This is a genomic window from Rhizobium sp. ERR 942 (assembly GCF_007828395.1).
GTDB classification, from domain to species: Bacteria; Pseudomonadota; Alphaproteobacteria; order Rhizobiales; family Rhizobiaceae; genus Rhizobium; species Rhizobium dioscoreae.
The window spans coordinates 133,233-159,327 of record NZ_VIUA01000005.1 but is presented as its reverse complement, the minus strand read 5'-3'; the positions used below and the strand labels follow the sequence as shown (position 1 = coordinate 159,327).

Annotated in this window: 25 protein-coding genes, 1 tRNA gene and 2 pseudogenes; 16 read left to right on the top strand and 12 right to left on the bottom strand. The window is 54.5% G+C overall.

Annotated elements, in window-relative coordinates:
- The first annotated feature begins 5 nt into the window (after positions 1-5).
- Complete coding sequence (locus FBZ97_RS20875) at positions 6-761, top strand: DNA-binding domain-containing protein (RefSeq protein ID WP_145321814.1); 756 nt, start codon at positions 6-8, stop codon at positions 759-761.
- Between the two features lie 18 nt (positions 762-779).
- A complete protein-coding gene (locus FBZ97_RS20870; RefSeq protein ID WP_145321812.1) occupies positions 780-1,265 on the top strand; it encodes a DoxX family protein in 486 nt (161 codons plus the stop codon).
- A gap of 117 nt (positions 1,266-1,382) precedes the next feature.
- Here the strand turns inward: FBZ97_RS20870 and FBZ97_RS20865 are convergent, their stop codons facing one another.
- A complete protein-coding gene (locus tag FBZ97_RS20865) occupies positions 1,383-2,339 on the bottom strand; it encodes a phytanoyl-CoA dioxygenase family protein (RefSeq protein ID WP_145321810.1) in 957 nt (318 codons plus the stop codon).
- Positions 2,340-2,808: 469 nt separating this feature from the next.
- Between FBZ97_RS20865 and FBZ97_RS20860 the strand changes: the two genes are divergently transcribed.
- Complete coding sequence (locus tag FBZ97_RS20860; protein ID WP_145321809.1) at positions 2,809-3,726, top strand: DUF1003 domain-containing protein; 918 nt, start codon at positions 2,809-2,811, stop codon at positions 3,724-3,726.
- A gap of 96 nt (positions 3,727-3,822) precedes the next feature.
- Here FBZ97_RS20860 and FBZ97_RS20855 read toward each other — a convergent pair whose 3' ends face one another.
- Positions 3,823-5,040 (bottom strand): TCR/Tet family MFS transporter, encoded by a 1,218-nt coding sequence (locus FBZ97_RS20855; RefSeq protein WP_145321807.1) that lies wholly within the window; start codon positions 5,038-5,040, stop codon positions 3,823-3,825.
- Positions 5,041-5,114: 74 nt separating this feature from the next.
- On the opposite strand from FBZ97_RS20855, the gene FBZ97_RS20850 reads away from it, so the two are divergent.
- On the top strand, positions 5,115-5,720 hold the full coding sequence (locus FBZ97_RS20850) for a TetR/AcrR family transcriptional regulator C-terminal domain-containing protein (RefSeq protein ID WP_145321805.1): 606 nt from the start codon (positions 5,115-5,117) through the stop codon (positions 5,718-5,720).
- 36 nt (positions 5,721-5,756) lie between these two features.
- Here FBZ97_RS20850 and FBZ97_RS20845 read toward each other — a convergent pair whose 3' ends face one another.
- The gene (locus FBZ97_RS20845; RefSeq protein ID WP_145321803.1) at positions 5,757-6,416 is read right to left on the bottom strand and encodes a flavin reductase family protein; all 660 of its coding nucleotides are present in this window, start codon (positions 6,414-6,416) and stop codon (positions 5,757-5,759) included.
- Between the two features lie 95 nt (positions 6,417-6,511).
- Positions 6,512-6,967, bottom strand: coding sequence for a helix-turn-helix domain-containing protein (locus FBZ97_RS20840; protein ID WP_145321801.1), 456 nt, complete (start codon positions 6,965-6,967; stop codon positions 6,512-6,514).
- A gap of 144 nt (positions 6,968-7,111) precedes the next feature.
- Here FBZ97_RS20840 and FBZ97_RS20835 point away from each other — a divergent pair, with 144 nt between their 5' ends.
- Complete coding sequence (locus FBZ97_RS20835) at positions 7,112-8,032, top strand: alpha/beta fold hydrolase (RefSeq protein ID WP_145321799.1); 921 nt, start codon at positions 7,112-7,114, stop codon at positions 8,030-8,032.
- A 215-nt stretch (positions 8,033-8,247) separates the two neighbouring features.
- On the opposite strand, the gene FBZ97_RS20825 is transcribed toward FBZ97_RS20835, so the two are convergent.
- On the bottom strand, positions 8,248-8,727 hold the full coding sequence (locus FBZ97_RS20825; protein ID WP_186449524.1) for an FkbM family methyltransferase: 480 nt from the start codon (positions 8,725-8,727) through the stop codon (positions 8,248-8,250).
- A gap of 882 nt (positions 8,728-9,609) precedes the next feature.
- Between FBZ97_RS20825 and FBZ97_RS20820 the strand changes: the two genes are divergently transcribed.
- Together FBZ97_RS20820 and FBZ97_RS20815 are read left to right on the top strand one after the other, a co-directional pair.
- Positions 9,610-10,422: an ABC transporter permease gene (locus tag FBZ97_RS20820; protein ID WP_246661820.1), complete on the top strand. Its 813-nt coding sequence runs from the start codon at positions 9,610-9,612 to the stop codon at positions 10,420-10,422.
- 284 nt (positions 10,423-10,706) lie between these two features.
- Entirely contained in the window at positions 10,707-12,161 is a 1,455-nt protein-coding gene (locus FBZ97_RS20815) for a hypothetical protein (RefSeq protein ID WP_145321795.1), read from the top strand.
- Between the two features lie 29 nt (positions 12,162-12,190).
- Here the strand turns inward: FBZ97_RS20815 and FBZ97_RS20810 are convergent, their stop codons facing one another.
- The gene (locus tag FBZ97_RS20810) at positions 12,191-13,972 is read right to left on the bottom strand and encodes an HAD-IIIC family phosphatase (RefSeq protein ID WP_145321793.1); all 1,782 of its coding nucleotides are present in this window, start codon (positions 13,970-13,972) and stop codon (positions 12,191-12,193) included.
- A 375-nt stretch (positions 13,973-14,347) separates the two neighbouring features.
- On the opposite strand from FBZ97_RS20810, the gene FBZ97_RS34490 reads away from it, so the two are divergent.
- From FBZ97_RS34490 to FBZ97_RS20790, 5 genes are read left to right on the top strand one after another with little or no spacing between them, the layout of a single operon-like run.
- A complete protein-coding gene (locus FBZ97_RS34490) occupies positions 14,348-14,518 on the top strand; it encodes a hypothetical protein (protein WP_156090767.1) in 171 nt (56 codons plus the stop codon).
- Positions 14,519-14,567: 49 nt separating this feature from the next.
- Entirely contained in the window at positions 14,568-15,206 is a 639-nt protein-coding gene (locus FBZ97_RS20805; RefSeq protein WP_145321791.1) for a hypothetical protein, read from the top strand.
- 52 nt (positions 15,207-15,258) lie between these two features.
- Positions 15,259-16,332, top strand: a complete 1,074-nt coding sequence (locus FBZ97_RS20800; protein ID WP_145321789.1) for an SDR family NAD(P)-dependent oxidoreductase — start codon at positions 15,259-15,261, stop codon at positions 16,330-16,332.
- Between the two features lie 8 nt (positions 16,333-16,340).
- Positions 16,341-18,338: a glycosyltransferase gene (locus FBZ97_RS20795; RefSeq protein WP_145321787.1), complete on the top strand. Its 1,998-nt coding sequence runs from the start codon at positions 16,341-16,343 to the stop codon at positions 18,336-18,338.
- 20 nt (positions 18,339-18,358) lie between these two features.
- Complete coding sequence (locus FBZ97_RS20790; protein WP_145321785.1) at positions 18,359-19,510, top strand: glycosyltransferase; 1,152 nt, start codon at positions 18,359-18,361, stop codon at positions 19,508-19,510.
- A gap of 210 nt (positions 19,511-19,720) precedes the next feature.
- Here the strand turns inward: FBZ97_RS20790 and FBZ97_RS20780 are convergent.
- From FBZ97_RS20780 to FBZ97_RS20760, 5 genes and pseudogenes are all read right to left on the bottom strand, one after another.
- Positions 19,721-20,519: pseudogene (locus FBZ97_RS20780) on the bottom strand (IS66 family transposase); the annotation flags it as partial.
- A 278-nt stretch (positions 20,520-20,797) separates the two neighbouring features.
- Positions 20,798-21,835, bottom strand: coding sequence for an IS110 family transposase (locus FBZ97_RS20775; protein ID WP_145321783.1), 1,038 nt, complete (start codon positions 21,833-21,835; stop codon positions 20,798-20,800).
- Positions 21,836-21,914: 79 nt separating this feature from the next.
- Positions 21,915-22,751 (bottom strand): annotated as a pseudogene (locus FBZ97_RS20770) (transposase); the annotation flags it as partial.
- A 51-nt stretch (positions 22,752-22,802) separates the two neighbouring features.
- Positions 22,803-23,156, bottom strand: a complete 354-nt coding sequence (gene tnpB, locus FBZ97_RS20765; RefSeq protein WP_054185782.1) for an IS66 family insertion sequence element accessory protein TnpB — start codon at positions 23,154-23,156, stop codon at positions 22,803-22,805.
- Positions 23,137-23,568, bottom strand: coding sequence for a transposase (locus tag FBZ97_RS20760; RefSeq protein ID WP_145321781.1), 432 nt, complete (start codon positions 23,566-23,568; stop codon positions 23,137-23,139). Before FBZ97_RS20760 ends, tnpB begins: the two co-directional genes overlap by 20 nt.
- Positions 23,569-24,012: 444 nt before the next feature.
- Between FBZ97_RS20760 and FBZ97_RS34485 the strand changes: the two genes are divergently transcribed.
- Positions 24,013-24,156 carry a hypothetical protein gene (locus FBZ97_RS34485; RefSeq protein WP_156090765.1) on the top strand — a complete coding sequence of 48 codons (144 nt, stop codon included), beginning with the start codon at positions 24,013-24,015 and terminating at the stop codon, positions 24,154-24,156.
- 161 nt (positions 24,157-24,317) lie between these two features.
- On the top strand, positions 24,318-24,923 hold the full coding sequence (locus FBZ97_RS20750) for a cupin domain-containing protein (RefSeq protein WP_246661819.1): 606 nt from the start codon (positions 24,318-24,320) through the stop codon (positions 24,921-24,923).
- A 66-nt stretch (positions 24,924-24,989) separates the two neighbouring features.
- On the opposite strand, the gene FBZ97_RS20745 is transcribed toward FBZ97_RS20750, so the two are convergent.
- A tRNA-Ser gene (locus FBZ97_RS20745) sits at positions 24,990-25,079 on the bottom strand.
- Positions 25,080-25,385: 306 nt separating this feature from the next.
- On the opposite strand from FBZ97_RS20745, the gene rplU reads away from it, so the two are divergent.
- Together rplU and rpmA are read left to right on the top strand one after the other, a co-directional pair.
- Positions 25,386-25,703, top strand: coding sequence for a 50S ribosomal protein L21 (gene rplU / locus FBZ97_RS20740; protein ID WP_028753733.1), 318 nt, complete (start codon positions 25,386-25,388; stop codon positions 25,701-25,703).
- 32 nt (positions 25,704-25,735) lie between these two features.
- Positions 25,736-26,005, top strand: a complete 270-nt coding sequence (gene rpmA, locus FBZ97_RS20735; RefSeq protein WP_004127267.1) for a 50S ribosomal protein L27 — start codon at positions 25,736-25,738, stop codon at positions 26,003-26,005.
- The last annotated feature ends 90 nt before the right edge of the window (positions 26,006-26,095 follow it).

Sequence of the window (26,095 nt, the reverse complement as noted above, 5' to 3'; positions counted from 1 at the left end):
GATCGATGTCTCTCGCCACGCAAAGCGAATTCGCCGCAGCGCTCGTCGATCCAGCTCTCGCGGTGCCCGATGGATTGACGGCCTGGAATGGCCCACAGCCGGCACGGCGTTTCGGTGTCTATCGCAATAATGTCGCCATCGGCCTGATCGGCGCACTCGCCTCGCGCTTTCCGGCTGCGGAAAGGATCGTCGGCGAGGAATTCTTCGCCGCCATGGCGCATGAGTTCATCCGCCTGCATCCGCCGCGCTCGCCGCTGTTGCTTGCCTATGGCGATGACTTCCCCGATTTCGCCGGGAGTTTCGAACCGGCGCAGGAAATCCCCTATCTCGCCGATGTCATGCGGCTGGAGGCACTTCGGGGTCGAGCCTATCATGCGGCCGACGCTGTACCGCTCGATGCGGCGCTCGTGGCGACCATCGAGCCGGCAGGCCTTGCGGAGCTGGCTTTCGTGCCGCATCCTTCCGCCTCGGTCACACGTTCCGCCTATCCGGCCGTCACCATCTGGGCGATGAACACCGGCGAAATCGAGCTTGCAGATATAAGCGATTGGACGGGCGAGGATGCTCTTGTCATCCGCCCGCAAATGATTGTCGAGGTGCATCGTCTGCCGCCGGGTGGCGCAACTTTTCTGGAAGTGTTGTTTTCGGGCGCCTCCCTTGGTCAGGCCTATGAGACGGCTCTCGCCGAAGCCGCCAATTTCGATCTTTCCGCCAACCTCGCCGGTGCGTTCACGGCAGGCGCTTTTATGGCCATTCGCTGAACGCCAAGAGGAATGAAGATGCAGAACCAGATGATGACGGCCGCTACGGCCGAACGCGAAACCTTGCCCCAAAGGCTCTATAGCGGCCTTAAGCTTCTCGACCGCATTCCGCATGATCTGATTGCTCTGATAGCGCGATTGTCGATCGCCGCCGTCTTCTGGCAATCCGGCCAGACCAAAGTGGATGGCTGGCACGTGACCGACAATGCCGTCTATCTCTTCCAGACGGAATACAAGCTGCCGCTGGTCGATCCCTGGATCGCCGCCCATATCGCCGCCTTCAGCGAGCACTTCTTTCCTTTTCTGCTGGTCATTGGATTGGCGAGCCGCCTCTCGGCACTGGCGCTGCTCGGCATGACCATGGTCATCGAGATCTTCGTCTACCCCGATGCCTGGCCGACGCATGGAACATGGGCAACCTGCTTTCTGGTGATCATCGCGGGCGGGCCGGGACGGATCGCGCTCGACCACCTGATTGCCAGGCGTTTCGGCCGCTCGGCCTGAGATCGGTCAGACGGCAGCGCCAATTGCGAGTGGCGCTCCGTGATACCGGCTAAATGTGCGTTTTATTCCGCGCATGTCGTTGTCGCGAAAACACTGCGCACTTTTGCGCGACATGCTTTAACGCAGGACGGGTTCTCCGTGGAAGCGGCGACGCGATGGCTTTGAGACCCCAAAACCCACCTCCATCATCAGCCGCGGCTTCTGCGTCGGCACGGTGCCCATATGGAAACCGAAGGGATCTTCGACGAAGCCCGAGCCGGCTTTGCCGGTCAGTGTCAGTGCATTCGCCTCGCCATAATAATCGAGTACTTCGTTTGCCGGATGCCCGACCAGCAAGGTCAGTTGATGACGGACCCGGCGGCGCTTGTGACTTCCCTTGACGAAAACATGCGGACCAGTGCCCTCATCCACATCGACAAGATTGAAGAAGAATTTCAGCATCCGCCAGTCGTCGAGATCGAAGTGATATTTGTCGAGCGAGGCGAGGCTTCGGTCGGCTTCGGAAGCCTGGGTCGGGAAGCTCCACCAGATGCGGGTGGTGATCACCTTGGCCTGACCGCCGAGATATTGGCGGGCGACGTCAATGAGCAGCGGATCGCGCTGGACCGCCATGACGGCTTCGCAATCGAGCGAGCGCTCGAAGAAGTGCCCGCTCAGAATCGGCCGCCCGAAGCGAGCCTCCGCTTCCTTATGTTCGCCTGCGACGAATTCGAGCTTCCGGTTGAAATTGCCGAAGCAGGCGGTGTTGGCGGCGAACTCGGCGATTTCACGATGAATATGATCCGGCAGCATCAGGCTCGGATAGATGCCATCGGTCCGCAGCGCGTTGACGACGGCGCTGCGCTCGGTGCCGGCAAACATCGAAGTGCCGGAAACGGGAAGCCTGACGGGCTGCTTGGTGGCCAGCCAATGGATGTGCCGAAACGGCAAGGTTCTGGCCAGCAGGAACATCGGCAGCCAGGCCGGGTTTTCCTTAAGATCGGTCAGGTAGGTGGGTATCCTGACGGCCATTCGCTTGAATCGGCCGCCTTGTCGGGCGATAGACTCCAAGTCTTCTGCCGGGGGATTGTGCATAGCGATCCTTTCCACGCATTTAAAAGATCCGTGACAGCAGGCCCCCAACCCGCTGACGATAATTCATTGAAACCTTAACATTTATTCGCTCTCGCGAATGTCTGCTGCACCGCGGCAAATAGAAGTCGGCCGGCCTTGGTCAAGGGGCTGAAAAATCAAAACCTGATCGAATCGGTAGAAATTTCTGCAGAAACACGCAACGCTTTCGAAACCGGTGACGAATTCGCCCGGAAGGGTTGCTTTTTTGGGGTGGCGGGCGAGACAGGCGCAAGGGATTGCAGGAACGGCGTATCGCGTTTGCCGTTGCTTAGGATAATGACGCTAAAAATTTGATAGGAGCAAATAGCAGAGAAGTGCGGATAGGCGGCTGCGGTCCATATCGGCGACAATTTCCATTGTCTTCTAACAGTCATATTCCTGTTCGCATTATTGGCTAATGAGCGAGAAAACGTCAAAGAAGGCCCCTTAGATGACAGAAACGAAGAGCTTGGAGCCGGCGGAAGGCATCGTCGATTTCGACGCGGGTGAGGGCGAAAGCCCGACCGTGGTGGAAATGGACGATTATACCAAGAGCCTTGCCCAGGCGAAGGCCAAGTCCGTCAAGCTGGTCGACGCCATTACCGGTCAGGTGCTCAAGAAAAAAGATGCGGTGCATGTCGATGACCTCCGCCCGTCGCTCGCGGATTTCATGCGGCTGAAGCACCCGGAGCTTCGCGCGGACGATTATATCAGCCGCAAGGTCATGGACGATTATCGTGCCCAATATATCGCCGAGCTGCTGACGGTCGAGCGCGGCGAGCTTTCCAACCTCGAGGACGAGGTCGTCGAAAGCCTGAAGACGCATGATACGCTGGCCGAGAACATCGAAGAGGACTACGAAGACCACCGCTCGATCGGTGACCGCATGGCGGATGGCGTCGCGTCCTTCGGCGGCAGCTGGACCTTCATCATCTCCTTCTGTCTGTTTCTCGCCGTCTGGATGGGCATCAATCTTGCCATGGGCGAAAAGCAGGCCTTCGACGCCTATCCGTTCATCCTGCTGAACCTCGTTCTGTCGACCATCGCAGCACTGCAGGCGCCGATCATCATGATGAGCCAGCGCCGCCAGGAAGAGAAGGATCGCCTGCGCGCCCTCAACGACTACAAGGTCAATCTGAAGGCCGAACTGGAAATCCGTCACCTGCATGAAAAGGTCGACCATCTCCTCAATCGCCAATGGGAGCGTCTGACCGAAATCCAGCAGATCCAGATCGAGATGATGCTCGAACAGGCAAAGGCCGCCACCCGGGCGATCAAGGCCAACAAGGCGGCGAAGGTAAAGACCAGTGCGCTGAAGAGCCTCTTTACCAAGGTGAAGGACCCTGATCCGGACGATTCCGTCAACTGACATGGCAAGCGGCTGCCATTACCGGCGCGCCCGCATAGATACACCTGCATAGACAGGATTGTTCGCTTGCCCGTTCACTTAGCTCTTGGGTGCCGCTCACGGCGGCTCCCCTTGCCGGTGCGGCGCTCCCTCCTTCTGTCGATCTGCCCGCTGCCGGTTTGCGAAGAGAACCGGCACGCATAGGAGATAGAGCGAAGCGCCGAGTACCCAGACCAGTCCGGGAAAGACATGCCTCGAGGCGAAGTAGATCTCGCTGATCGCCAGAGGCGCGATCATCGAGACGAGGCTCGTCAGGCTGGTAAGCACGCCTTGCAAACGCCCCTGTTCGTCCGGACCCACGCGCTTGGTCATCAAGGACAGCAGCGTCGGCTGGCCGACTCCGCCGAGGCAGAAGAGCGGAAACAGAAAAAGGACGAGAAATCCCCGCGTGACGAAGGCGATGGCCACATAAGCCGCGCCGTCGCAGACAATCGCGACCATCAGCGCGCAGCGTTCGCCCCAGCGCTCACTCAAGGGGCCGGCGACAAAAGCTTGGGCGAGCGCATGGAACAGGCCGAAACCAGCGAGAGACAGGCCGACGGTCGCCGTATCCCAGCCGAACTTGTCCTGACCATAGAGCACCCAGACGGTGCCGCCGACCTCGCCGACAATGGCAAGGAGGATGGACATGAAGAGCAGCGGCACCAGCGCTGGAAACGCACCGATCCAGCGCAGCGACGCCAGCGGATGAAAGGCCGCCGGATCGATCCGCTCGGGCTTCACCGTTCTTGTCTCGGGCAGCACGACAAGCGCAACGACGAAATTCACCATCACCAGAATCGCGGCCGCGACGAAAGGCGCACGTAGCGAAATCGTGCCGAGTACTCCTCCGATGACCGGTCCAAGGATGAAGCCGATGCCGAAACAGGCACTGAGAAGCCCGAAAGCGCGCGTCCGGCGCTCCTCCGGCGTGATGTCGGCAAGGCAGGCACTCGCAACTGCGGCATTGGCCGCGGTCAAGCCGGCGATAGCACGGCCAAGGAACAGCCACCAGAAGCCTGGCGCCCATGCCATGAAGACATAGTCGATCATGCCACCCGCCAACGAAGCGAGCAGCACGGGTCGGCGGCCGTAACGGTCGCTCAGCGTCCCGAGAATGGGAGAGGCCAGGAACTGCAGCGCCGCATAGAGCGACAGAAAGGCGCCATAGCGCCAACCGAGTTCGGGCGAATGCGCCACGCTCCGCAGAAGCTCCGGCAGGATAGGCATCACGAGGCCGGTGCCGGCGGCATCGAGAACGACGACCGCCAAGATAGTCAAAAGCATCTTGTTCATAGCGAAAACTTATCATTGATAAGGAACTTTATCGCCGATAAATTACTTGAGAGGGACTGTCAATCGGAGAGAGGATGAAAATCGATCGAAGCCAGATCGTCGATGCGGCGCTGACCATTCTGAACGAAGTCGGCATCGACGGCCTGTCGACGCGGCTGATCGCCCAGCGCCTCGGCGTGCAGCAGCCGGCGCTCTATTGGCATTTCAAGGGCAAGAAGGCCCTTCTTGCGGCTATGAATGCCGAGATGCTGAGGCGAAATCACACCCGAAACATACCCCTTGCCGGAGAGACCTGGCAGGAATTCCTGCGCACCAATGCCCGCAGTTTTCGCTCGGCCCTGCTGGCTTGGCGCGACGGCGCTCGCGTTCATGCGGGAACCGAGGTCGATGCTCCGCACCTCGATGCAATCGAAGCGCAGCTCGAATGCCTGCATGCCGCCGGTTTTGATCCCGAAAAGGCTCTGGGGCTGCAGATCGCGATCAGTCGCTATGTGGTGGGGTGCGTGCTTGAGGAGCAGGCGGACGAGGCCCCTTCCAGGGATCGGTCGGCAATTGATGCCGCCGCCGAAAGCCATCCGAACCTCGCCAAAGCCTTGTCGGTCTATCGCGCCAAAGGCCATGAAGCCCTGTTCGAAGCCGGCCTTGGGCTGCTGATCAGCGGGGCCGGAACCAGCAAATAGATATAGTTGCGAGGATGGTGCCGACCGGGAAACGCATCATCTCTCGGCCTTGAAGGTGCGGCCAAGATCCGGCCCGGTGCCGAAATAATGCCGAAACACGTAAAACAGCGGGCTCCATCTGCTCGTATCGATGTGATGGGTGCCGGCGACGACGATATCCTTGTGCGCGTGGACACGAAGAACCTTCGCCTCTATGATGGAGAAGCCTTCGGCACGCTCCGAGGGCCAATCCCCGCCGGGAGGATGCGCCGCCACCACCTCCGCCTCGAACTGGATCGGACATTCAGCGATGCGCAGCGGCCGCACGAGATCGGCTGGCCGCGGCGTAAAGCCGCCCACATCGAATTTATCGGCCTCGAAACGATAGCCGATCTTTTTCTTATGCCGGGGAACGGGATCGCGGCCCGTGGTCGGCGCGATCGCCTCGACTTTTGGCCACAGCTCCGGCGACGGAAAATTCAGCACCAGCTGACGCTCGCGCAGGAGATTTTCCCGCCCCTTGCTGCTCGATGTCAGCCCGAGAACGACACGATCGTATAGAGCCCAAACCGAGGACATTGGCGAGATATTCGTCGTGCCATCAGGGTTGAGGCTCGTAATCAGCACGACGGGAGTGCCGACATACAGCACGCTGGGCTTGATTTCGATATGCTCGCGGTCGCTATCGGCCGCGCGGGATTCTGTCTTCGTCAACATTGCAACTCTCCTTTGAGAGTTTCAATGTAACCGACATGGAGTCTGAAATAGTTCGGCCGTGACCGAACTGTTGCCTGACGACGGGCGCGCCAGCCTCATTCCTCAGGCGACGGCGCTACGATCACTGTGTCTTCAGCCATAAGCATCCGCCCATCCTGCGCCCGCAGTTCCAGCCGCCGCACCGGCAGCTTTGTTGCTCTGTCGACCAGCGTCACATGCGGCTCATTGGGCTCGAAAAAGAAGTCCTCGCCCCATTGGCGAAGCGCGACCAGCAGAGGAAACAGGCCCTGCCCTTTCTGCGTCAGCACATATTCATGATAGGGGCTGCCGTCGGAGGCCGGCACGGTATCCATGATGCCGTGCGCGACGAGATTGCGCAGCCGGGCCGAGAGGATGTTCTTGGCAAGCCCGAGGCTCTTCTGAAATTCGCCGAACCGCCGCAGCCCATCGAAGGCATCGCGGATGATCAGCAGCGACCACCAGTCGCCAATCGCATCCAGCGGCCGCGCCACCCCGCACATCGAATCTTTATGGCTCACCCTCTTGGCCATGCCGTGCCTTCGCCTGTTTCAATGTCTGCCGTTAGGACCGCGATCAGATGCCTGATCGTGAGTTCAATATATTGGTTGCAAACTAAAACCGCAAGAGATAATGGAAACATTGTTTCAAATTAAAACCGCACCAGGAGAACGACTGTGATTCCTGCCAATGAAACATTCGCCGATACATTCCCCTTTGCGCCGCATTTCACCAGAGCACCTGGCTTCCTGATGCATTACGTCGACGAAGGCCCGCGTGACGGCGAAATCATCCTCTGCCTGCATGGCGAGCCGACCTGGGGCTATCTGTTTCGCCATCTCATCTCGACACTGAGACGCACGCATCGCATCGTCGTTCCCGACCACATGGGCTTCGGAAAGAGCGAAACACCGGCCGGTCGCAGCTACTGGCTGCAGGACCATATCGCCAATCTGGAGGCCTTCGTGCTCGCGCTCGACCTCACAGACATCACGCTCGTCATGCATGATTTCGGCGGGCCGGTAGGCATGGGCTTTGCCGCCCGCCATCCCCACAGGATTCGCCGCATCATCTCGGCAAACGGACCAACTTCCTTCGGCCAGGCCGATGTTATCGATCGCGCGGCAGCGAACGCTGCCGTATCCCCATGGTTTCAATGGATCCTCAAGGCCGAAGCCGACGGCACGCTGGAGCCGGTGCTCAACAATCTCGGCTATAATATTCTGAGCACGCTCAAGCTCAACGGCTTCGAAAACAACGCCATCATCGACGACACCTGGCTCCATGCCTATGGCATGCCTTTTGCCACCGCGGCCGAGTGCCTTGGCGCGCTCGGCTGGGCAAAGGGCTTTGCGACCGGCGCCCACCAATTCGAGATACCGGATTCGGCGGCCGAGCGCATTATCCGTGGCAAACCGGCTCTTGCCATATGGGGCGAGGCGGACAGGACGCTGCATGCGGAACATTTCCTGCCGCTCTTTTCCGCTCTCTTCCCGTCGGCGCCCATCGAGCGCCTCCCAGGCGTCGGCCACTACTGCTTCGAGGACGCCCCTGAGACCATCTCAAGCTTGATCGCGGATTTCCTGCAGCAAACTTGAACGCCGCCGTTCCTGCTTGCCTGTGAAGCCTTCGAATCAACACGTGAACAGGGCATCTTCGAGGCCTTCCGACGGCTGTTTGCCGAACGCGGACTTCCCGCCGCCATCCGTCCCGCCAACGCCTTTCAGCTTGCGCATTATACTTCATGGCGGACTCAAATGAAAAAAGGCGCCCTGAAGAGCGCCACAAATCGGCTTTGGATGCTACAGCCCACTTAGAGTGGAAAGCGCTCAAATGCCTGGCGTATCGTCGTATCTATGGCTTCTTCAGATGGGGAAGTGCTCTCGGGATCAAACGACAATGGGATGTACAGCGCATTTGGCATTTCGCCTCCCAAAGGATACCGTTGATATCCCATCGGGTTCATCAAGCCTGTTATTTTGCTCGAATCCCCTTCGAGGATAACCACGGGATGATCCCGTTCAATTAGGTTCCTGGCACCCAGCAACGCCTTAAATTCATTTCGTTCAACATCCATTTTGATAAAAGAAACGGGTTTGCGACACGCCTCTTCCAAGCTATCAATATCTGCTTGGAGAACGGTTAGATAGCGCATATCAACGTTTGAGCCAATCCAGTCTCGCGGATCATGGAGTGACGCAGCTTCGTCATGTCCGATAGCAAAATAGAACGTCTCGGCGGAAATCCTATCGCCGACGGCGCAGGACCAAAGCCGCACACTGCTTACTTCCAACAATGCGCTTCAATGCAAAGGGTTCGGCTCAAAAGCATGAACAATTCCATCCGCGCCAACGAGGCGAGATAGGTTTCGTGTATGCCAACCGGCGTTCGCCCCAACATCGAAGACAGAATCTCCCGATTTTACAGCGTTATCCGCTACGATCTTTGTCAATGTTTCATTAATAAAATGACGATGCCTAGGCATAGCTTTTCCTAATAGTTCTTTCGACATGTTTCCCAACAAAAAAATGAATGCCCCGTCAGTCATGTTGATGAGGGATTCACATTTTGCAAGCACGAATTGTACCTTTCATCACTTTAGTAAATCGCGATAATCTGCTCGTTGCCACCATCGTTGAAAAGTTATCCGTCCCTATGGAACATGACATGCCATTAGCATTACCGACAATAAAGCTGCTCACGGCGTCATTTCCAAGGACAACCGGTTGGGTACTCCGGGAGTTGTGCCGGACGCAGGATTGAGCGGCTTATCACCAACATATTAAAGCCTCAGCGAATGCCTATCGATCGCTGAGGCCGCGTCCGCTGCCCAAGCAACTCGCGATCTGAGGGAGATCCTAAGTAAAACACAGTCCGACAACGCAGACGCCGAGACGCTTGATTCACTGAGCGAAATATCCGAAACCGACGAATAGCATGATATTCCCAACGCATAGAACGAGTGATAGACCAAACTCAAGTTTCTAAGCGCAGCAATGAAACATCCAGACGAGATCCGAATGGTGAAAAAGCTCATCCGCAGCATGAAGGAATTTCAGCGATACATACGCGAAATCCTTGCTCGTCTATTGCTAGCTAGGACCATAGCATGGGGCGGAATAAACTACATTTTGCTGAGTAAACCCAGATATCAATTTCCGCTTCAAGAACTTCGATGAGAGAAAATCCAAAAGATAACAAGCGTTTGTCGTTACTGGACGCATTAAAGCAGAAGAAAAACGTCATGGGCGCTGTGATCCTCCGCGATATGCGGACAAGGTTCTTCAACCACGGCATTGGCTTTCTAGTTCAGTCGCTATGGCCGCTTGTACACATGCTGATCATTATTCTTCTTAACACTATTTCTGGGCGCTCTGCCCCATATGGCGAAAGCCCACTCATCTTTTTTGGCGCTGGAATCATTCCGACATTAACATTCATATATATTTCGAGATTTATGAGTATGTCTGTAGTCCTCAATAAGAATATGCTGTCCTTTCCAATTGTAAAGGTGACGGATATTCTTTTCGGAAGAGCTTTCCTTGAGATAGTTGCGGGAATTTTTACCATATTTTTGATGTGGATTATTTTTATCTCACTGGGGCTGACGCCATATCCCGTCGATCCTGCACAAGCAGTTCTCGCTTATTTGGCGACAATCCTATTAGCCCTAGGTGTCGGGACAATCGCTGGCGTTGTCACCTCATTCGCTCCAATGTTCGCGACGGCCTATGCTCTCTCGGGTATTGTACTCTACTTAGCCTCAGGGAGCCTTTTCGTTACACCAAACCTCCCGGATCAGATAGCTATTCCCTTGTCATACAACCCAGTTGCGCAGTGCGTCGAATGGATGCGAACCGCCTATTTTGAAAATTATAGCGATCGGTTGCTTGATAAAGGATATCTCCTCGCCTTTGGACTTCTCTCACTATTCGTCGGCCTACTGGCCGAACGATTGTCACGCCGAATTTTGATGGACGAGATCTGAACACGTCGTCAAAGTCGTCGTCCGACGCAACAAGAGCGGTCGCTATGCACCGAATATCGCACTGCATGATAAGCTTTCAGCGGATGAGGATCATGCAACGATCAAGGAACTACGGGACTGGATACTGAAAGGCCCGGGCGGAGTGCTTCATTCCAATCACAATGGTGCAGCCTATGAGCGGCACTGTGTTGACTCTTTGGCAAGCAGCTTACAGTATATAAAATAGAAAGCTCAACTACTTAAAATATCCATCCCAACTGCTTTTGCTCAAAGGACAACTTTTCGTGAATGCAATGACCCTCGTATCTTCATTGAGAGAGCAAGACAGTTCGGTGAAACATACCGCTCCTTCAAAGCCTTCAGTAATTACCATGGGCGGCTGCAATCTTTTGGAAGTATTGAGCCCTCTGGGGGATTTTGTAGACAGCACTCACTTTTGGCGTGCAACAATACCGGTAATTGCATCAACTGCCATCGCAATCGACGACGTATTCGAGGACGAAAAGATGTCGAGGTTTCTCGATCGTGAGTCCAAGAAAGTCGTCTTCAATCGCGCGAAAGAAGCTGCAGACAGCATAATTGTGATGGAGGCGGCGGCTGATTTCTCCCATAATTTCCTACAGATTCAGGATACCATACTTCCGGATATAAGAGACGATGTATTCGGAGAGGGCTGGGGGAAAATATCCTATGGAGAAAACTCAATTCTCTCATCCGCGAAGGTTATTTCTCCAGACACAGATTACTATTGGGACTTATGGAAATATTACTTTCATAAGCTATTTAAAGAGCTCCTAGAGGATCGGCTTGAGCGCGGCATCCAGGTTTTCTTTCTTTCTAGGCGCTTGTGCTTGAGCGAATTGAAGGACGGCCAATTCGTCCCTCTCAAACACATTCGTGACGTGGAGAGACGGAATCGCATCCTGGATGATGTTGAGAAATTTGTTGCTCAATATAAGGGCATCATTCTAATCAAGCCGTCGCCAGACCTTCTATACACTTCTGAACACGCGCCATGGGGTGGACCTTGGGAATTCCATCCGGAGGCGGGTTATTATGCTGATCTGCGCTCGAAGCTTCTAAATGCAATATTTCCAGGTCAAGCAAAAGGAGAGCGATACCTTTGCAACTGGATCGCGGAAGCAGACAAAATTCGCAACGGCTCGCGATCTTCATACGCTTTGTTAGAAAACAGGCTCGCAAACCTAGAAGGTGAGACACGCGCCCTCAAGGAAGAGCAAGCGAGTTTCGAGCAGAAAACAGATTCTTGGGCTCAAGAACGGCAACATCTTAAAGAGGAGCTTGCCGAGAAGCTCGATGCAATTAAGTCAATGGAAGATTTGCATGAACAATTCCGTGCGGACCTTTCAAATCTTAACACCGAAAATACCAGGCTTAGCGCAGCCCTCGGGTTCGTCGCCGGGCGATATTCAAATCAAAAATTAAGCATCTTTGATAAGCTGATGCGCGGCATTGCCCTCTACTTTGACGCCAAGCAACTTCGCAAAATGGGATTTAGCAGCCAAGAGTATCTTGAGGCCAACCCCGATGTTCACGCCGCAGCAATGAACCCAGAGTCACATTTTCTGCGTTACGGAATCCGCGAAGGGAGGAAAATCACGAAAACGATGAGCATCGTTCTTTTTAGTATAATGATGTGTGATTTTCTTCCATCAAGTTCATCTTCTACGGCTACATGGGACGATTCACCGAGTAGAGCAGAAACGAGAAACTCCTGATAATAATGAGTCGCGGTAAGCGCAGCTAGCTATGAGTTGAGCAGATCGCCAGTCAATTTCAAATGCGATGCTATGTCGCCTTCTATACGCGACACTTGCCAGACGCCGTTACCTTGATCTTCAAAGCCGAGCGCCGGTAATAGCGTGCGAGCCGGTACATTTTCCTTGGTTTCATTGAAAAGTGCGACATAAATTGGTCCACTCATCCTAGACATAAGGATCCGCAGCACTGAAGCTTCAATGTCGAGCCCAAGTATGCGGCAACTCATCGCGAACTGGACTATCTCATTTTGCTTGATCAAGGCAACACCGACCAAGCCATAGCTAGTAAATTTATCTGATACCGCAAAGCTCACGATTTCTCCGCCCTCCTGAAGGTGAACTGAGATTTCCTCGAAAGACCAGCGGCGCCCTGTTGTGTTGAATTGGTTTGTCTTGTTCAATAATTCAAACGCACGGCCAAATCGTTGATCATCAGTCGATCGAATCGACGCAAGATCTACGACGCAATTTAGCGATTGCAGAAACTCCTCACGAGTAAGCGCCTTTCGCGATTTTTCACGCTCCTGTTGGCTTCTCATCATTGCATCGCGATTGATCGTCTCTGCAGTTAGCCTGGCGATCTGTGTGGAGGGAGAATTCTGCAAAATCCGCCGCGTGTTGAATGGCTGGGCTGCCAAGACGCGAATATCCGGGTACATACTCTTTACAGCATCGCGCTCGACGGGATTGTCATCCACAAAGACAACGCTCTTTGCCGTTAGGCTGGCAGAGCTAATAATTCGTCCGATGGCTTCAGTTTTTGGCGTCCAACCGATCTCCACAAACGTAAAATGCTCTAGTTTCATGAATCCCAATGGAACCGCCAAGTCCCATCTCTCTTTGACGAGATCGAGGCTGTTTTTAGAGCATATTGCCGTCAGGATTCCCCTTGCTCGCAGATGGTGAACGACCTCGTGCATGCCGAACGGCCAACCCACGGTCATTGGCTGCTGTTCGAAGGTATAGTGCTCGCCAATGATGCCCCGCCACATAGTGTCATCCAGGTCAAAAATGACCAACTTGACCTGATCAATTTGGCGCGCAATGCGATAATACGCTTCTATCCCACGCCAGATAGCACCGAAAAATTGATCTAAATGTGAGGGTGATATCGTTTCGATATGCGGGACTTCTTCTAGTCGACCGATCTCATTTGAGTTCCAATCTGGGAACCAAAATGCGTTGTGGGTCGAAAAGAATATGAAATCATTCAAGAAATAACGCTTACCCATTGTGGCGGCGATATTTTCGACATCAAGCAGATACGCATTTTTTGTTTCACGAACAAGCATCACCAGCTGTTCGTTCAAATACCGCACCAAGCCGCGCAGGTCTCGGTGTGTCCCGACACCATCTAACCCAGCAACAAAGTCACCTTGAGGTACGATAAAGTTAGTGACGATAGTGAGTAGCCCATGCTCGCGATTATATTTCATCGCGCCCTCGAGCATCAATCGTAGTAGCTCAGCGGCATCACTAGCTATCGTCTCGAAATTCTCTGTAAAATACTTAAAATCTATTACTTTATCGCCCACAACGTGTCTAAGAGGTAATTGGATCACCTGCACGTCCACGTCCGACACGTCGTGATTGGGTAACTCGGAAACATAATTGTAAAGCAAATGGTCGAAGCGCTTTTCCGGATACTTTCTTCGTAAATCTTTGACGTAATCTTCAGAGGCGCACGATCCTATAAACAGCGTCCTTCTAATATCTACATCAGTGACGTCTAAATCTCTCGGGAAAAGGTATTCATCAATCGATAACATTAGAGTTCTAGCTCGTAAAAGGAGTTCGCCGCTTAGCCTCAAAGGTATAGGTGAGCCATCTTCAGCGAGTCAATGTCTGCATCTGCTCTCGGTTAAGTGGGCACTACCCTGAGATGCTACGATTGCGCCTTGCGGCGGCCGACCACTGAACTCTCCTCTTCGATCATTCGGTCATGCTTGAACATCCTGCGATTGAGAAGAAATCGTAAAAACTGCGTCCGAGACAGATTGACGAGAAATAAAAAGTAGGCTTCAAGCATAAGGTAAACGCGGCACTTTAGCCCTGAAAACACGACATTTGTGATGCCTGATCGGTGCGAGCTCAATTGCCGGGTGTACGCCCGCAAAAGCTGCAATTGAACGGAATACGAGAAAATGAATAGAAGAAGACTTGCAGAAAAGCTGCTTGAAGTTGAAGTAGCAAACAAAAGAGCAATGGCGCTAACACAACGCCTAGCGGAACTAGAGATTGAAATTCGCAATGCAAACCAAATGCTTGCGAACTTGCAAATTCCAGCTAAGAGACGCGATAGTAAGTCTGCCTGACTAAAAATTGTATAGTAGCTGAACATCAATTTTTTCTGGATATTTGCAGATGGACTTGACCGATATTTCCTACGAACAAGCGCTAGTAGATCTCACAATTGCGAACAATCGAGTGGTGGAGCTCTCTCGGAAGATTAACGATGCTTCTGCCGAGCTCGCCAAACTCCATGCGCAACTAGCGAAAGCTGCCAGTAATACTCCAGAACCCAATAAGACTCACACTGAGGCCCCTCGCCTAGTGACCACTGGCAATCAGTCGGCAGCAAAAGCACCATTAGTCTTGCCAGGCTTGTTCAGGACAAAGAGCTCCAAGCCGAAGATGATCACGCACATTGACGAAATTGCCGGCTCACCTCCAAGTCCGACCGGTAGAAACACCATTACGATGGGTCAATATCGAAACCTCTCGATTTCCGGATGGGCTATACCGACGGGCAAGCGGGCGCCATTTGATTTTATCGAAGTCAAAATCTCGGGCAAAAGTTCCAGCATCAAGAAGAAGGTGGAGCTCATCGAAAGACCCGATGTCGCAACCCACTTCAGTAATCCAACTTTGGCCAATTCGGGTTTTCGAGCATCATTCTCCATATCTGAATTGCAGACGGGCCTGTATGTCCTGGAAATTGAGGGCGGAAGATCCGGGAGCCCATCCGAAAGCGTAGTCGTAGGGGAAGTTGAAGTGCGTTAGCCATCCTGCGTCGGCCGGTCATGTTAGGGAGAAATCAATTGAAAGCTAATTTATGAAGAAGACCACGATACTTACCGGAGGGGCTGGATTTATAGGCAGCCGGGTTGCTGCTGGACTTGCAAACAGCGGCGACCAAATTGTCGTCATCGACAACATGCATCCGCAGATCCACAAAACCGCGGATCGTCCCGAGCACCTCCCTAATAATGTTGAACTTATAGTTGCCGATGTTACGGATGCAGACGTTTGGGATCGCCTTCTTGTAGACCGTACTCTCTCGACTGTGGTTCATCTCGCAGCGGAAACCGGCACTGGGCAGTCGCTGACAGAATCTAACCGTCACGCAATGGTCAATGTCGTCGGCACTACTCAAATGCTTGATGCGTTTGGTCGTAACGATCGGATACCCGAACATATCATCTTGACCTCTAGCAGAGCCGTATATGGTGAGGGCGCCTGGAAGTCAGCTTCCGGTGAAGTGTTTTATCCGGGGTTACGCGATCACGCGGTACTCGAAGCCGGCGAATGGGATATCTGTGACGCCAACGGTGTTCCGGCGAAGCCAGTTGCGCATCGCGCTCTAAACATTTTCCCTAAACCAGCAAGTATCTATGGGGCCACCAAATTAGCACAGGAGCAAATTATATCCTGTTGGGCCTCAGCGATGGGTATCCCTGCGACGATCTTCCGCTTTCAGAATGTCTACGGTCCTGGCCAATCACCCTTCAATCCCTACACCGGGATAATCACCCTATTTCATCGAATCGCGAGTGCTGGCGGAACGATCGAGGTTTACGAAGACGGGCAGGTTGGTCGAGACTTTGTATATATTGATGATGTTGTCGAAGCTTGTTTGGCTGCTGTGCGGCGAAAGCCCAATGCGACGCGTTGTCTGGATGTGGGAACCGGCGTTGCGACAACCATCGCTCAAGCGTCGCAAATTATATCTGAATTATATTCTGCGCCATCACCTCGCATTACCGGAAAATTTCGCGACGGCGACATTCGTTGGGCGATTGCTGACACTGATGATCTGCAAGCTGCGCTCGGAGTTCGCTGCACGACGGACTTCGCACTTGGTGCTCGTCGAGTGGGCGAGTGGCTCAAGGCTGAGAAAATCATTTAAGTGGCGCGATGAGTAAGACTGAGCAAGTTTCACAAAACAATCAATCTGTTATGTCAATGGACAATGCACAAAAAATTGTTGCAGTCGTTTGGATTGATCGAAATCCTGCCGCCTGGAACGAGACAATCAGTTCTCTTCTTAAAGTTGAGGGCATAAGCGCCGTGTATGTCGGTACGGCCCACCAGAGCTTTTTGAGGGAAATCAAAATAAAAGCGCCGCAGATCGAACTTTTCTCGGAGCTTTCGCTCGTAGAGATCGCGAGGCTCGGATTTTCCCACAAAGCTGATCAGTGCTTTTTTGTCAGCTCTCCAATGGTAGCGCCGACGAGCACGTTTCAATTCTCCGGCCCCCGGATGGCCCAAGATCCGAGAATCGCGACGATTTCATTTTTATCGAATTCGGCAGGATATCTTAGCTTTCCGCACCGCAATACCGGCACCCCATTCGGGGTCGACGGCCACAATGAAGAAACGCTAACAAAGTTACTTCGCGAGCGTAAATCCAAACACCATGGCCTTGTACCGTTGCCTATCGCTGATGGGCCCGGAGTTTTGGTGAGCCGAAGTGCTTGGGAAGTGGCCGGCGAAATCGATGATAAGGAAACAGGCAATCTTTCGTTTGCCTTGGCGGAATTTTCTTTGCGGGCTAACCGGAGAGGCTTCAATAGTTTCCTAGACCCCAGTACATTCATAACCAAACCGCTGGAATTTGGAGAAATGTTCTCAAGTGTGCTTGAGAACCCGGAAGCAAGGCACGCACTTCATCTATTACATCCCTCTTTCCCAGGGCGGCACGATGATGAACGGAACAGCGCGAATTCCGTTTTAGCGCAGGCGTTAGACGGAGCGCGAGCAAAAGCTACAGGCTTGCGAGTTTTGATCGACGGCTCTGCGCTGGGTCCAAAAGAAATGGGGACTCAACAGTTGATTCTTCAGCTGGCGACATCCCTGTCGAAACATCCAGATATTCAACTGGTTGCTCTGGGTGTGCCAGACCCCCTAAATCTGCCTAAGTATGCCGAAGAGCTTCGGCATACGAATAAAGTCCAGCTTTTGCCCGTTTCTAATCTCAATTTTGAGGGGGCGCCGCAAGTGGATATTGTTCATCGGCCGTTTCAGCCTACGGGCGAGATTCCTTGGGGCCGGTGGAGAAGCCTTAGCAAGCGAACGGTTATCACTATCCAGGACGTCATCGCATACAGGAATGGAGCCTATTTCAAAAACTGGGATGAGTGGGATGCATATCGTAAAAACTTTAAGCTTCAGATCGCCAATACAGACTCTGTGTTTTGCATCAGCCGAGATGTTGTAAAGGCCGTCAAAGAAGAGAGGCTTCCTGTCAATGAGCAGAACCTTTTTGTTGTTGAGAACGGCTCTGACGCCAGATCTAACGATCAACCAAAGCGTATTCCAGATGCAATATTAAATCGCGTCTGGAGCGCGCGCTCATTTGTTGTAGTGCTCGGAGCGACCTACGCTCACAAGAACCGAGATCTTGCGCTACGAGTATGGGCTCGCTTGCGCGCACGGGGCTTCGATCATGCCATGGTGCTTGTTGGCGCCTCAGTGCCATATGGATCGAGCCGGAATGAAGAAGCGATCGCTTGCCCCGCTCACCTTCAAAGCGACGTGCTTTCATTGCCTGAAGTGGGAGCAGAGGAAAGAAATTGGCTACTTCAAAATGCCAGCTTAGTCTTATACCTCACCGCAGCTGAGGGCTTTGGCCTCGTTCCTTTCGAGGCTGCCTGTCTTGGCGTGCCGACTCTCCATGTATCGTTTGGGCCCCTGCGAGAATTGATTGACGATTCTGAGCTTCCATCAAGCTATGACCTCGATGAACTCTATAGTCGTGCTGAGTTGCTGCTATCAGATCCTATGGCCAGTAACCGATCTGTTCAAAATGTGATGAAAACGCTCGGTAAGCTTACGTGGAAGCGTACTGCTGAGAAGACCGTGGACAGCTACTTCGAAACACTTAGCTTGCCCGCAAAGATTTCAGACTATTAAAACGAGAGAAGCACGGCATAATGAAACCGCGTGTGTTGCATGTCATAACTGTTTACAATGGCCGAGCGTTTGTCCCGCGCGCCATTAAGAGCGCAGTGGAAATGGACCAATCTACTGCGACAATTGACGTATTGGTTTTGGACGACGCGAGCCCGGAGCCGGGTTGGAGCGAAGAGCTTGAGACGTTGTGCAAAGCTTTGGGCGCAAACTATTATCTTACCCCTAGAAACCTCGGAATTCCCAGAAACGTCTCACTCGGCCTTCTGACGGCAATCGAGAAAAATTATGACTATGTAACGATTAACAACTCAGATGTGATCTTTCCAAAGAATCTGATCGCTACTCTGGTCGAATGTTGCAAACAAAAAAACGTTGGTTCGGTAACAGCTTGGTCGAACAACGTTTCGATTTACAGCATTCCGAATTCCGACCCCGATCTCTTTGTTTCGTCGCAAGAGACAGTTGATTTTCTATCGGATAGTTTGGCGAAGAAGTTTTCCTCGACAGTGATGGATATCCCGGCGGGCATATCTTTTTGCATTATGATGCCGGTTAGCGTTGTCAAGGACGTCGGCGTGATGGATCCAATATTCGGTCGCGGTTATTGCGAAGAGACGGATTGGAGCTTACGCAGCCTGAAGATGGGCTATCGGGTTTGCCTCGCGCCAGGAACCTTTGTGTATCACATGGGGCGCGGTAGCAATCTTGCCGCAGGGTTAGTGAGTGGTGCGCATTCAACTGTTCCAGAAAATGAAATTATAATTGACATGCGGTATCCGGAATTCCGGCGTCAAGTTTCTGACTTTCAGTCCAGTGGCGAAATGGAATTGCTAAAATCTAATGCGATAGAGTATCTACTGGATGAAGCTGCTAGACGTTTCGGATACGCGATTGTTCCGGAGTGGGTTCGCCCCTCCTCCGATATTAAATTGCCACCGGTGAAAATCGAGGTTGCGACCAGTTCTGGGTCCCCAACATTGAAGTTTTCGTATGCGGGCTTCGTTCAAGTTTCGTCACTAGAGAATAACGATGCGGTTTCAAGAGCCGTAGAGCGCTTCGGCGTTCGATCATTAGTATATGATGGCTATGGTGCCATATCATCAAAGGGTATCGCATTGAAGCTATCCAATGGGCGTGGCGTGAAGTACCCCTACCCTTCAGATATCTGGTGAGCTTGAAAATCATCAGAATCGTATCGATGAGCTTCGCTAGCACCAGTATTCTGGTATCGCATGGGTTAGGAACCAATGCTGGTTCAGGCACTCTGCCCGCAAGCGGCAGTTGAACGCCTCAATGAGCGCGTTATCGGTAAGCGCGATTTTCGCAGCACGTTGACGCCAACCCGTTGATTGGTATCGGATCAACGTTTGGAACCTATTGTGTCAGGCGGCTTCGGTTCTAGCGAAGCTGAACGGCAGCAGGTCGACGATGTCGGCCCTCTCGTCCCGCTGCGGCAACTCAGTGAGCACGTAGCGCAGCCAGGCAAGCGGGTCTACGCCACAGGCGCGGCAAGTGAGCATCAGACTGTAGATCACTGCGCTGGCCTTGGCTCCGTCGGCGGTATCGCTGAACAGCCACGATTTCCTACCGGTGGCAAAAACTCTGATTTCGCGTTCCAGAATGTTGTTATCGATCGGCATCCTGCCGTCGCTGGTATATCGTGTCAGGTAATCCCATTGGTTCAGGGTGTAGGAGACGGCGTCGCCGAGCTTGGTATCCGGCACGACCTTCGGCGCGATGGCGTCGATGCTCTTAGCCGACAGGTGCATGCTTGCATGCACCGTAAGGCCACGCCTTTAGGGCGTTCAGGACAGGCAAGCTGTGCTGTTGGCGGAAACGGCGAATGCAATCAGCCGTCGTCTCACCGACATCCGGGGTTTTGTCTCTTGCCTGCTTTTCGATCCGGTATAGCTGCTCGAAGAACCGGAGTGCCTGTTCCGGCGGTCCGCCTCCATTCTTCCGGGTTTTGAGAGCCTCGACGAAGCGCCGTCGTGAATGAGCCATGCATCCGACATGGGTTGCGCCATACAATGTGCGCCACGCGGTGTAGCCATCGCTCACCAATATGCCGCGGTAGTCACCAAGGAAGGTCTGGGGGTGGATCTGGCCTCGGCCGGGCTGATAATCGAGCAGTACAATTGGCTGGTCACTATCCTCGCCACTGCGATAAGCCCATACGTGGACGGCCCCCTGCTCGCAAGATATTTTAGATGGATTTGACCGCATCGCTTGCGTCCATACGTCCGGCCTGTTGTGCGCTCGCACATGAACGCTGGCCAAGATGGCTTCCGCAACGTGAGTTCCAAACACATAAGCGACCTTGTAGGAGGCCATGGGCTTACACGGAGTATCTCGCGCCGTGGATCGATCGATCACACCATCTGCACCTATCTTGCAAGTTCCGGCATCAGCAACTCAACACAGATCCCAGTTTTAAACTCTTCGATGCTGGCCGACCTTCATGCGACGCCTGCCATGACTATAGATGCCGATTTTGCATTGTATGTTTCGCTCGAGACCAGGACCTTCCAGGCGATTCGCGCCATCTTGTTGGCGAGTGCGATGGCTGCCAGCTTCGGCGGCTTGCGCTTGAGCAGTTCGGTCAGCCAGACGGACGCCTTACCGGTTCGCCGTGCGTGCTGAATGACCGAAGTTGCCCCGACCACCAGCGCCGCTCGCAATGCCTCATCACCCGCTCGCGTAATACAGCCGAGGCGCAGCTTGCCGCCGGTCGAGTGATCTTTCGGCGTCAACCCGATCCAGGCTGCGAACTGACGGCCGGATTGGAATAGCTCCGGTGCCGGGGTCTTCATGATCAGGAGTGCCGCGCCGATCGGGCCAATGCCGGGAATGGTTTTGAGACGTTTGCTGCGTTCGTCGTTGCGCTCCCATGCCTCGAGCTTCGCATCCACGTCGGCAATCTTCTCTTCCAACCGGGCGTATTCGTCCGCCTGGCTGGCAAACAATTCCCGTGCAAGCTCCGGTACGGTCTCGTCAGCCTGTATCCTTTCAAGCAGCAAAGGAAGATGGGCCAGCCCTTTGGCGGCAGCAATGCCGAATTCAGTGGCATACCCACGGATGGCGTTCGCGAGTTGGGTGCGGTTGCGGATCAAACGATCCCGGACGCCAACCAGCATGAGTGCGGCTTGCTCATCGACCGACTTGACTGGCACAAACCGCATCGTCGGCCGGCTCATCGCCTCGCACAAGGCCTCGGCGTCGGCGGCGTCGTTCTTGCTTCTTTTGACGTACGGCTTGACCAGTTGCGGTGCAATCAACCTCACCTCATGCCCGAGCGAGGTCAACAGCCGAGCCCAGTGATGGGAGCCACCACAGGCTTCGATGGCGATCACGGTCGGCGAACAGGTCGTGAAGAAGTCGATCATCTCTCTGCGGCGCATTTTCTTGCGCAAGACCGGTCGCTCGGCGGCGTTCACGCCATGCAGTTGAAAGACGTGCTTTGACGTATCGATGCCGATACGGATAATCTTGTCCACGGACGGCTCCCTTTGTTTGAGATCTTAACGACTCACTCTGGCACGTTTCGATGCCGTTCGGGGGCCGTCCACCCCAACACATATACGATGTGCTGGTGGCCTCCTTGTCCTTTTCCTTCAGGACCTGGACTGTGGTCTCATCGCCGTGAATGAGAGGCTGCGATCGCAGCCGCAGTTTCAGAGCGTCATAGATGCGATGCAGATGCTTCTCGCTTGAACCGATGACCCAGTGAGCGAGAGCGCCGCGGCTGATTGGCACGCCGGCCCGCTCGAATGTCTGCGCTACGCGGTAGAGCGATGTGCCATCGACGTATTTGTGGACGAGCGCGAAGGCTAGCGTCGAAGCGGTAGCGATGCTGCCCGGCAGGGGCTGCGTCGGCATCGGTGCGATCACGACGGGTGTGTTGATGCCGGTGCGGTCGCAATGGCGGCAGGCATATTTGAACCGGACGTTCTGCAGGACCTTTGCCTTGACTTCGATATGAAGCTGCTCGGTAACGGCCTCGCCCATGCGATGCATTTGACTATCGCAGCACGGGCAAGTCTTCTGATCGTCGGGAAGGTCATATTCGACACGCTCACGCGGCAGGCCTTCTGGCAGAGGTTTGCGGCCGCGCTTTTTTCCCACGGCGCTCGCGACTGCCGGCAGGCCCGTGTCCGGGAGATCGACAACGTCATCACCGTCGCCGCTGTCATCTTCGTCGGCAGCCTCTTCGGCTTCGTTGAAGAGGCGATCAACGTGCTTTTCGCTGCGGGGTGCAAAGCGATGCAGCTTTGCAAGCGCCAGCTCCTCCTCAAGCTTGACGACACGTTGCGAGAGCGCTTCCTTCTCGGCTTTAAGCGCAGCGATTTCGGCAGCATTGGCTGCCAATTGCGCCATCAGTTCTGCAATGCTCGGTTCGCCGGTGCGAGTCATCAGATTCTTGAATCTGAACCGCACCTGCGCGTCAATCGCTATTCGCCATCCTCAGCCGGCGACCTGATACTGCCGCACCGGATGGCGGATCATCGCATCGATATCGATGCCGTCGAGAATCCAGTGGAGCTGTTCTGTCGTCAGCACAACGACCGGCACCTCGCGGCGGGGCCATCTGAACTTGTCCTCGGTCAACCGCTTCAGGATCAGCACAAAGCCGGACCGGTCGAAGAACAAAAGCTTCACCCGGTCACGACGGCGATTGCAAAAGGCAAAAACCGCAGGAGCAAAGGGATCCAGCGCCATCGTCTCCTGGACCAGGACAGCAAGGCTGTTGATGCCGGCCCGAAAGTCGATCGGCTCGCGATGCAGATAAACCTTGAGATCAGCGCCAAGTCTGAACATGACCCAGCGCTCCGATGATTGCCGTCAATGCATCTACGTCACCGCATTCCAACGTCAGCTTCACGCCGTTCGGCAGTGACGCGCTCACCTCCGCTGGAGAGGGCCGCGGCCGGTTCCTCTCTGCTTTCCCAGGCAGCTCTTCACCAAACTCAAACTCGTCGCTGGCCGCGGTGATTTGCACCGGAATAAAAGACGATGTCGAAGACGGCGGCAACGCAAGCGACTGGTTGTGCTTCCGTATCCATTTCCAAACGAGGTTCGCGTTGACCCCGTGTTCGCGCGCGAGTTTCGATACCGATGCGCCAGGTTCAAGGCAGGCCGCAATAAGGCGGTCTTTCGAACTTTGATTGAAACGGCGTCTCCCATTCCGACCGACCAGCCGCACGGCAAGTTTTTGACCTTCTTCCATCACTTGGTGTCCACCTATTTTGGTGGACACCTCATGCCAAAGCTCAATCAATTGCAGAAGGTGCGGGGAAAATCGCGCTTACCGTTATCGGGCGGCCAAGCAAGCATACGGTGAAGGCCGCGGGTCACGCCGCTTGAGCGTGGATGGTCGGCGGTTCCGTTGTTTGCACGACATCTTCACCTCGATAACTGTGATGCGGATCAAGTACCGGCGCGTAGCGCGAGAAGGTGTCGACCACCGTCAGTACCCGCAGTTTTTTCGTGAGCGTCCGGCCAATGCATTTTTTGCGTCTACGAGGCGCGGTTTAGGACTTGCGGCTTAGCTCATGTGCCATGACGCGCTCGTATCCCTTACATTACGGCTCGTGAGGCAGAAATATAGCTTGCATATTAATACGGCGTTACCCCTTGTCTCTCCGTCTGATAGGCTCATTTGGATAAAGAGATTTTGACGGGTCGCGATAGCGTTGCTTCCGAGTGCCTTCGCACGCTCGACTGGGTCAAAGGCTTTGCGATCGGCGCCCATCAATTCGAAATATCCGATCCGACCGCCGAGCGCATCGTCAATAGCACGTTGGCGCTCCCCATTTGAGGCGAGGCGGACAGGACGCTGCGTGCGGAGCATTTCCTGCCGCTCTTTTCCGCCCTCTTCCCGCCGGCGCCCATCGAGCGCCTCCTAGGCGTCGGCCATTATTGCTTCGAAGATGCCCCAGAAACCACCTCGAGCCTGATTGCGGACTTCCTGCGGCGGAGTTGGGCGGCACGATCTCAAAAGCCGAAACTAAAGAGCGGAGGGCCATCCGCTCCGGCAGCCGGCAATGCCGTATCGGCACAGCCTCTTTCATCATGGCGGATCTCGCCCCACCACAAGCCGGCCGATCGGAACTTGGCAGCGGCCGATTGACATTCGGTATCGTTGTGACACCGTTCCGCGTGATTGCCGACCCACCGTACCGAGGCAAAATGACAAAGCGATCGCAAGCCGTTATCACCACAGCCGACGAACGCCCGCGCGACGGATGGAACGATCCCGTCCACGGCTCCATCTCCTGGCACACACTGCTCAGCAGCGACATTACCCCTACCGACAGCATGAGCGCCGGCATCGCCGACCTTGCGCCCGGCGGCGAGCTCAAGCCGCATCGCCACGACCCATCGGAAATCTACTTCATCTTCGAGGGAACCGGCATCGTCCAAATCGACGGCCAGGAAATCACGGTCAGGGCGGGCACCACGGTCTTTATCCCCGGCAACGCCGAACACGGCATCCGCAACGAATCGTCAGCCAACCTGAAATTTTTCTACGTGTTTCCGACGGGATCGTTTGCTGATGTGGTCTATCGATTTCCGGAGGGTTGAGGCGTTTTGTGCTATTGCAGCTGCTTGTTCAGCTCGCTTGAAAGCGACCGATAGCGAAAGCGAAAATGGCGGAGAGGGTGGGATTTGAACCCACGATACCCTTGCAGGTATGCCGCATTTCGAGTGCGGTGCATTCGACCACTCTGCCACCTCTCCGGTTATGCTGGTCGGCGCGTTTCTCAGCGCGGGGGCTACATAGCGACAGAAGAGGGGGATGGCAAGGGTGAATATGAAAGCTTTATGATCCTTTTGCCTTGACAGATCAGAGGCGCTTATATATCCCGTGCGACGCAATAGGTGTGGATAAGTCCGCCCCTTGCCCGCCCTGCTTCGTGCAGGGTTTCACCGGCAGAACTTTTTGAAGGCTCAAGCCTTTGGAATCCCTGCTAAGTTTCGACTGATAAAAAGACGGCCGCTCGTCCTTGAGGCGAGAGAGCCGGAACGAACATGAAAGGATAAAAAATGTTCGCAGTCATCAAGACCGGCGGTAAGCAGTACCGTGTGGCAGCCAACGACGTGCTGACCATCGAGAAGCTCGAAGTCACCGCCGGCGACACCGTAGAATTCACCGAAGTCCTCGTTATCGGCGAAGGCGCCGACGCTGCGATTGGTGCTCCCTTCGTCAAGGGCGCTTCCGTCAAGGCCGAAGTGGTCGAGCACAACCGCGGCAAGAAGGTCATCGCCTTCAAGAAGCGCCGTCGTCAGAACTCGAAGCGTTCGCGCGGCCATCGCCAGCATCACACGGTTGTCCGCATCACGGACATCGTGGCTGCTAAGTAAGTAACGGGATCAAGGTTTAAAGGAGAACTCCAATGGCACACAAAAAAGCTGGCGGTTCCTCGCGCAACGGTCGCGATTCCGAATCCAAGCGCCTTGGCGTGAAGAAGTTCGGCGGCGAAGCCGTCATCGCAGGCAACATTATCGTGCGTCAGCGCGGCACGCAGTGGCACCCGGGTTCCAACGTTGGCCTCGGCAAGGATCACACGATTTTTGCGCTTACGGCGGGCAACGTGAACTACCGTACGAAGGCCAATGGCCGCGTGTACGTGTCTGTAATGCCGAAAGCGGAAGCAGCGGAATAAGCCGGTAGCGCTCTAAAACAGCCGGCGTCTCATCGACCCGGCTGACCGCATCAGGTTCAGTCCAGAAAACAGGGGAGATGGGGCGCCATC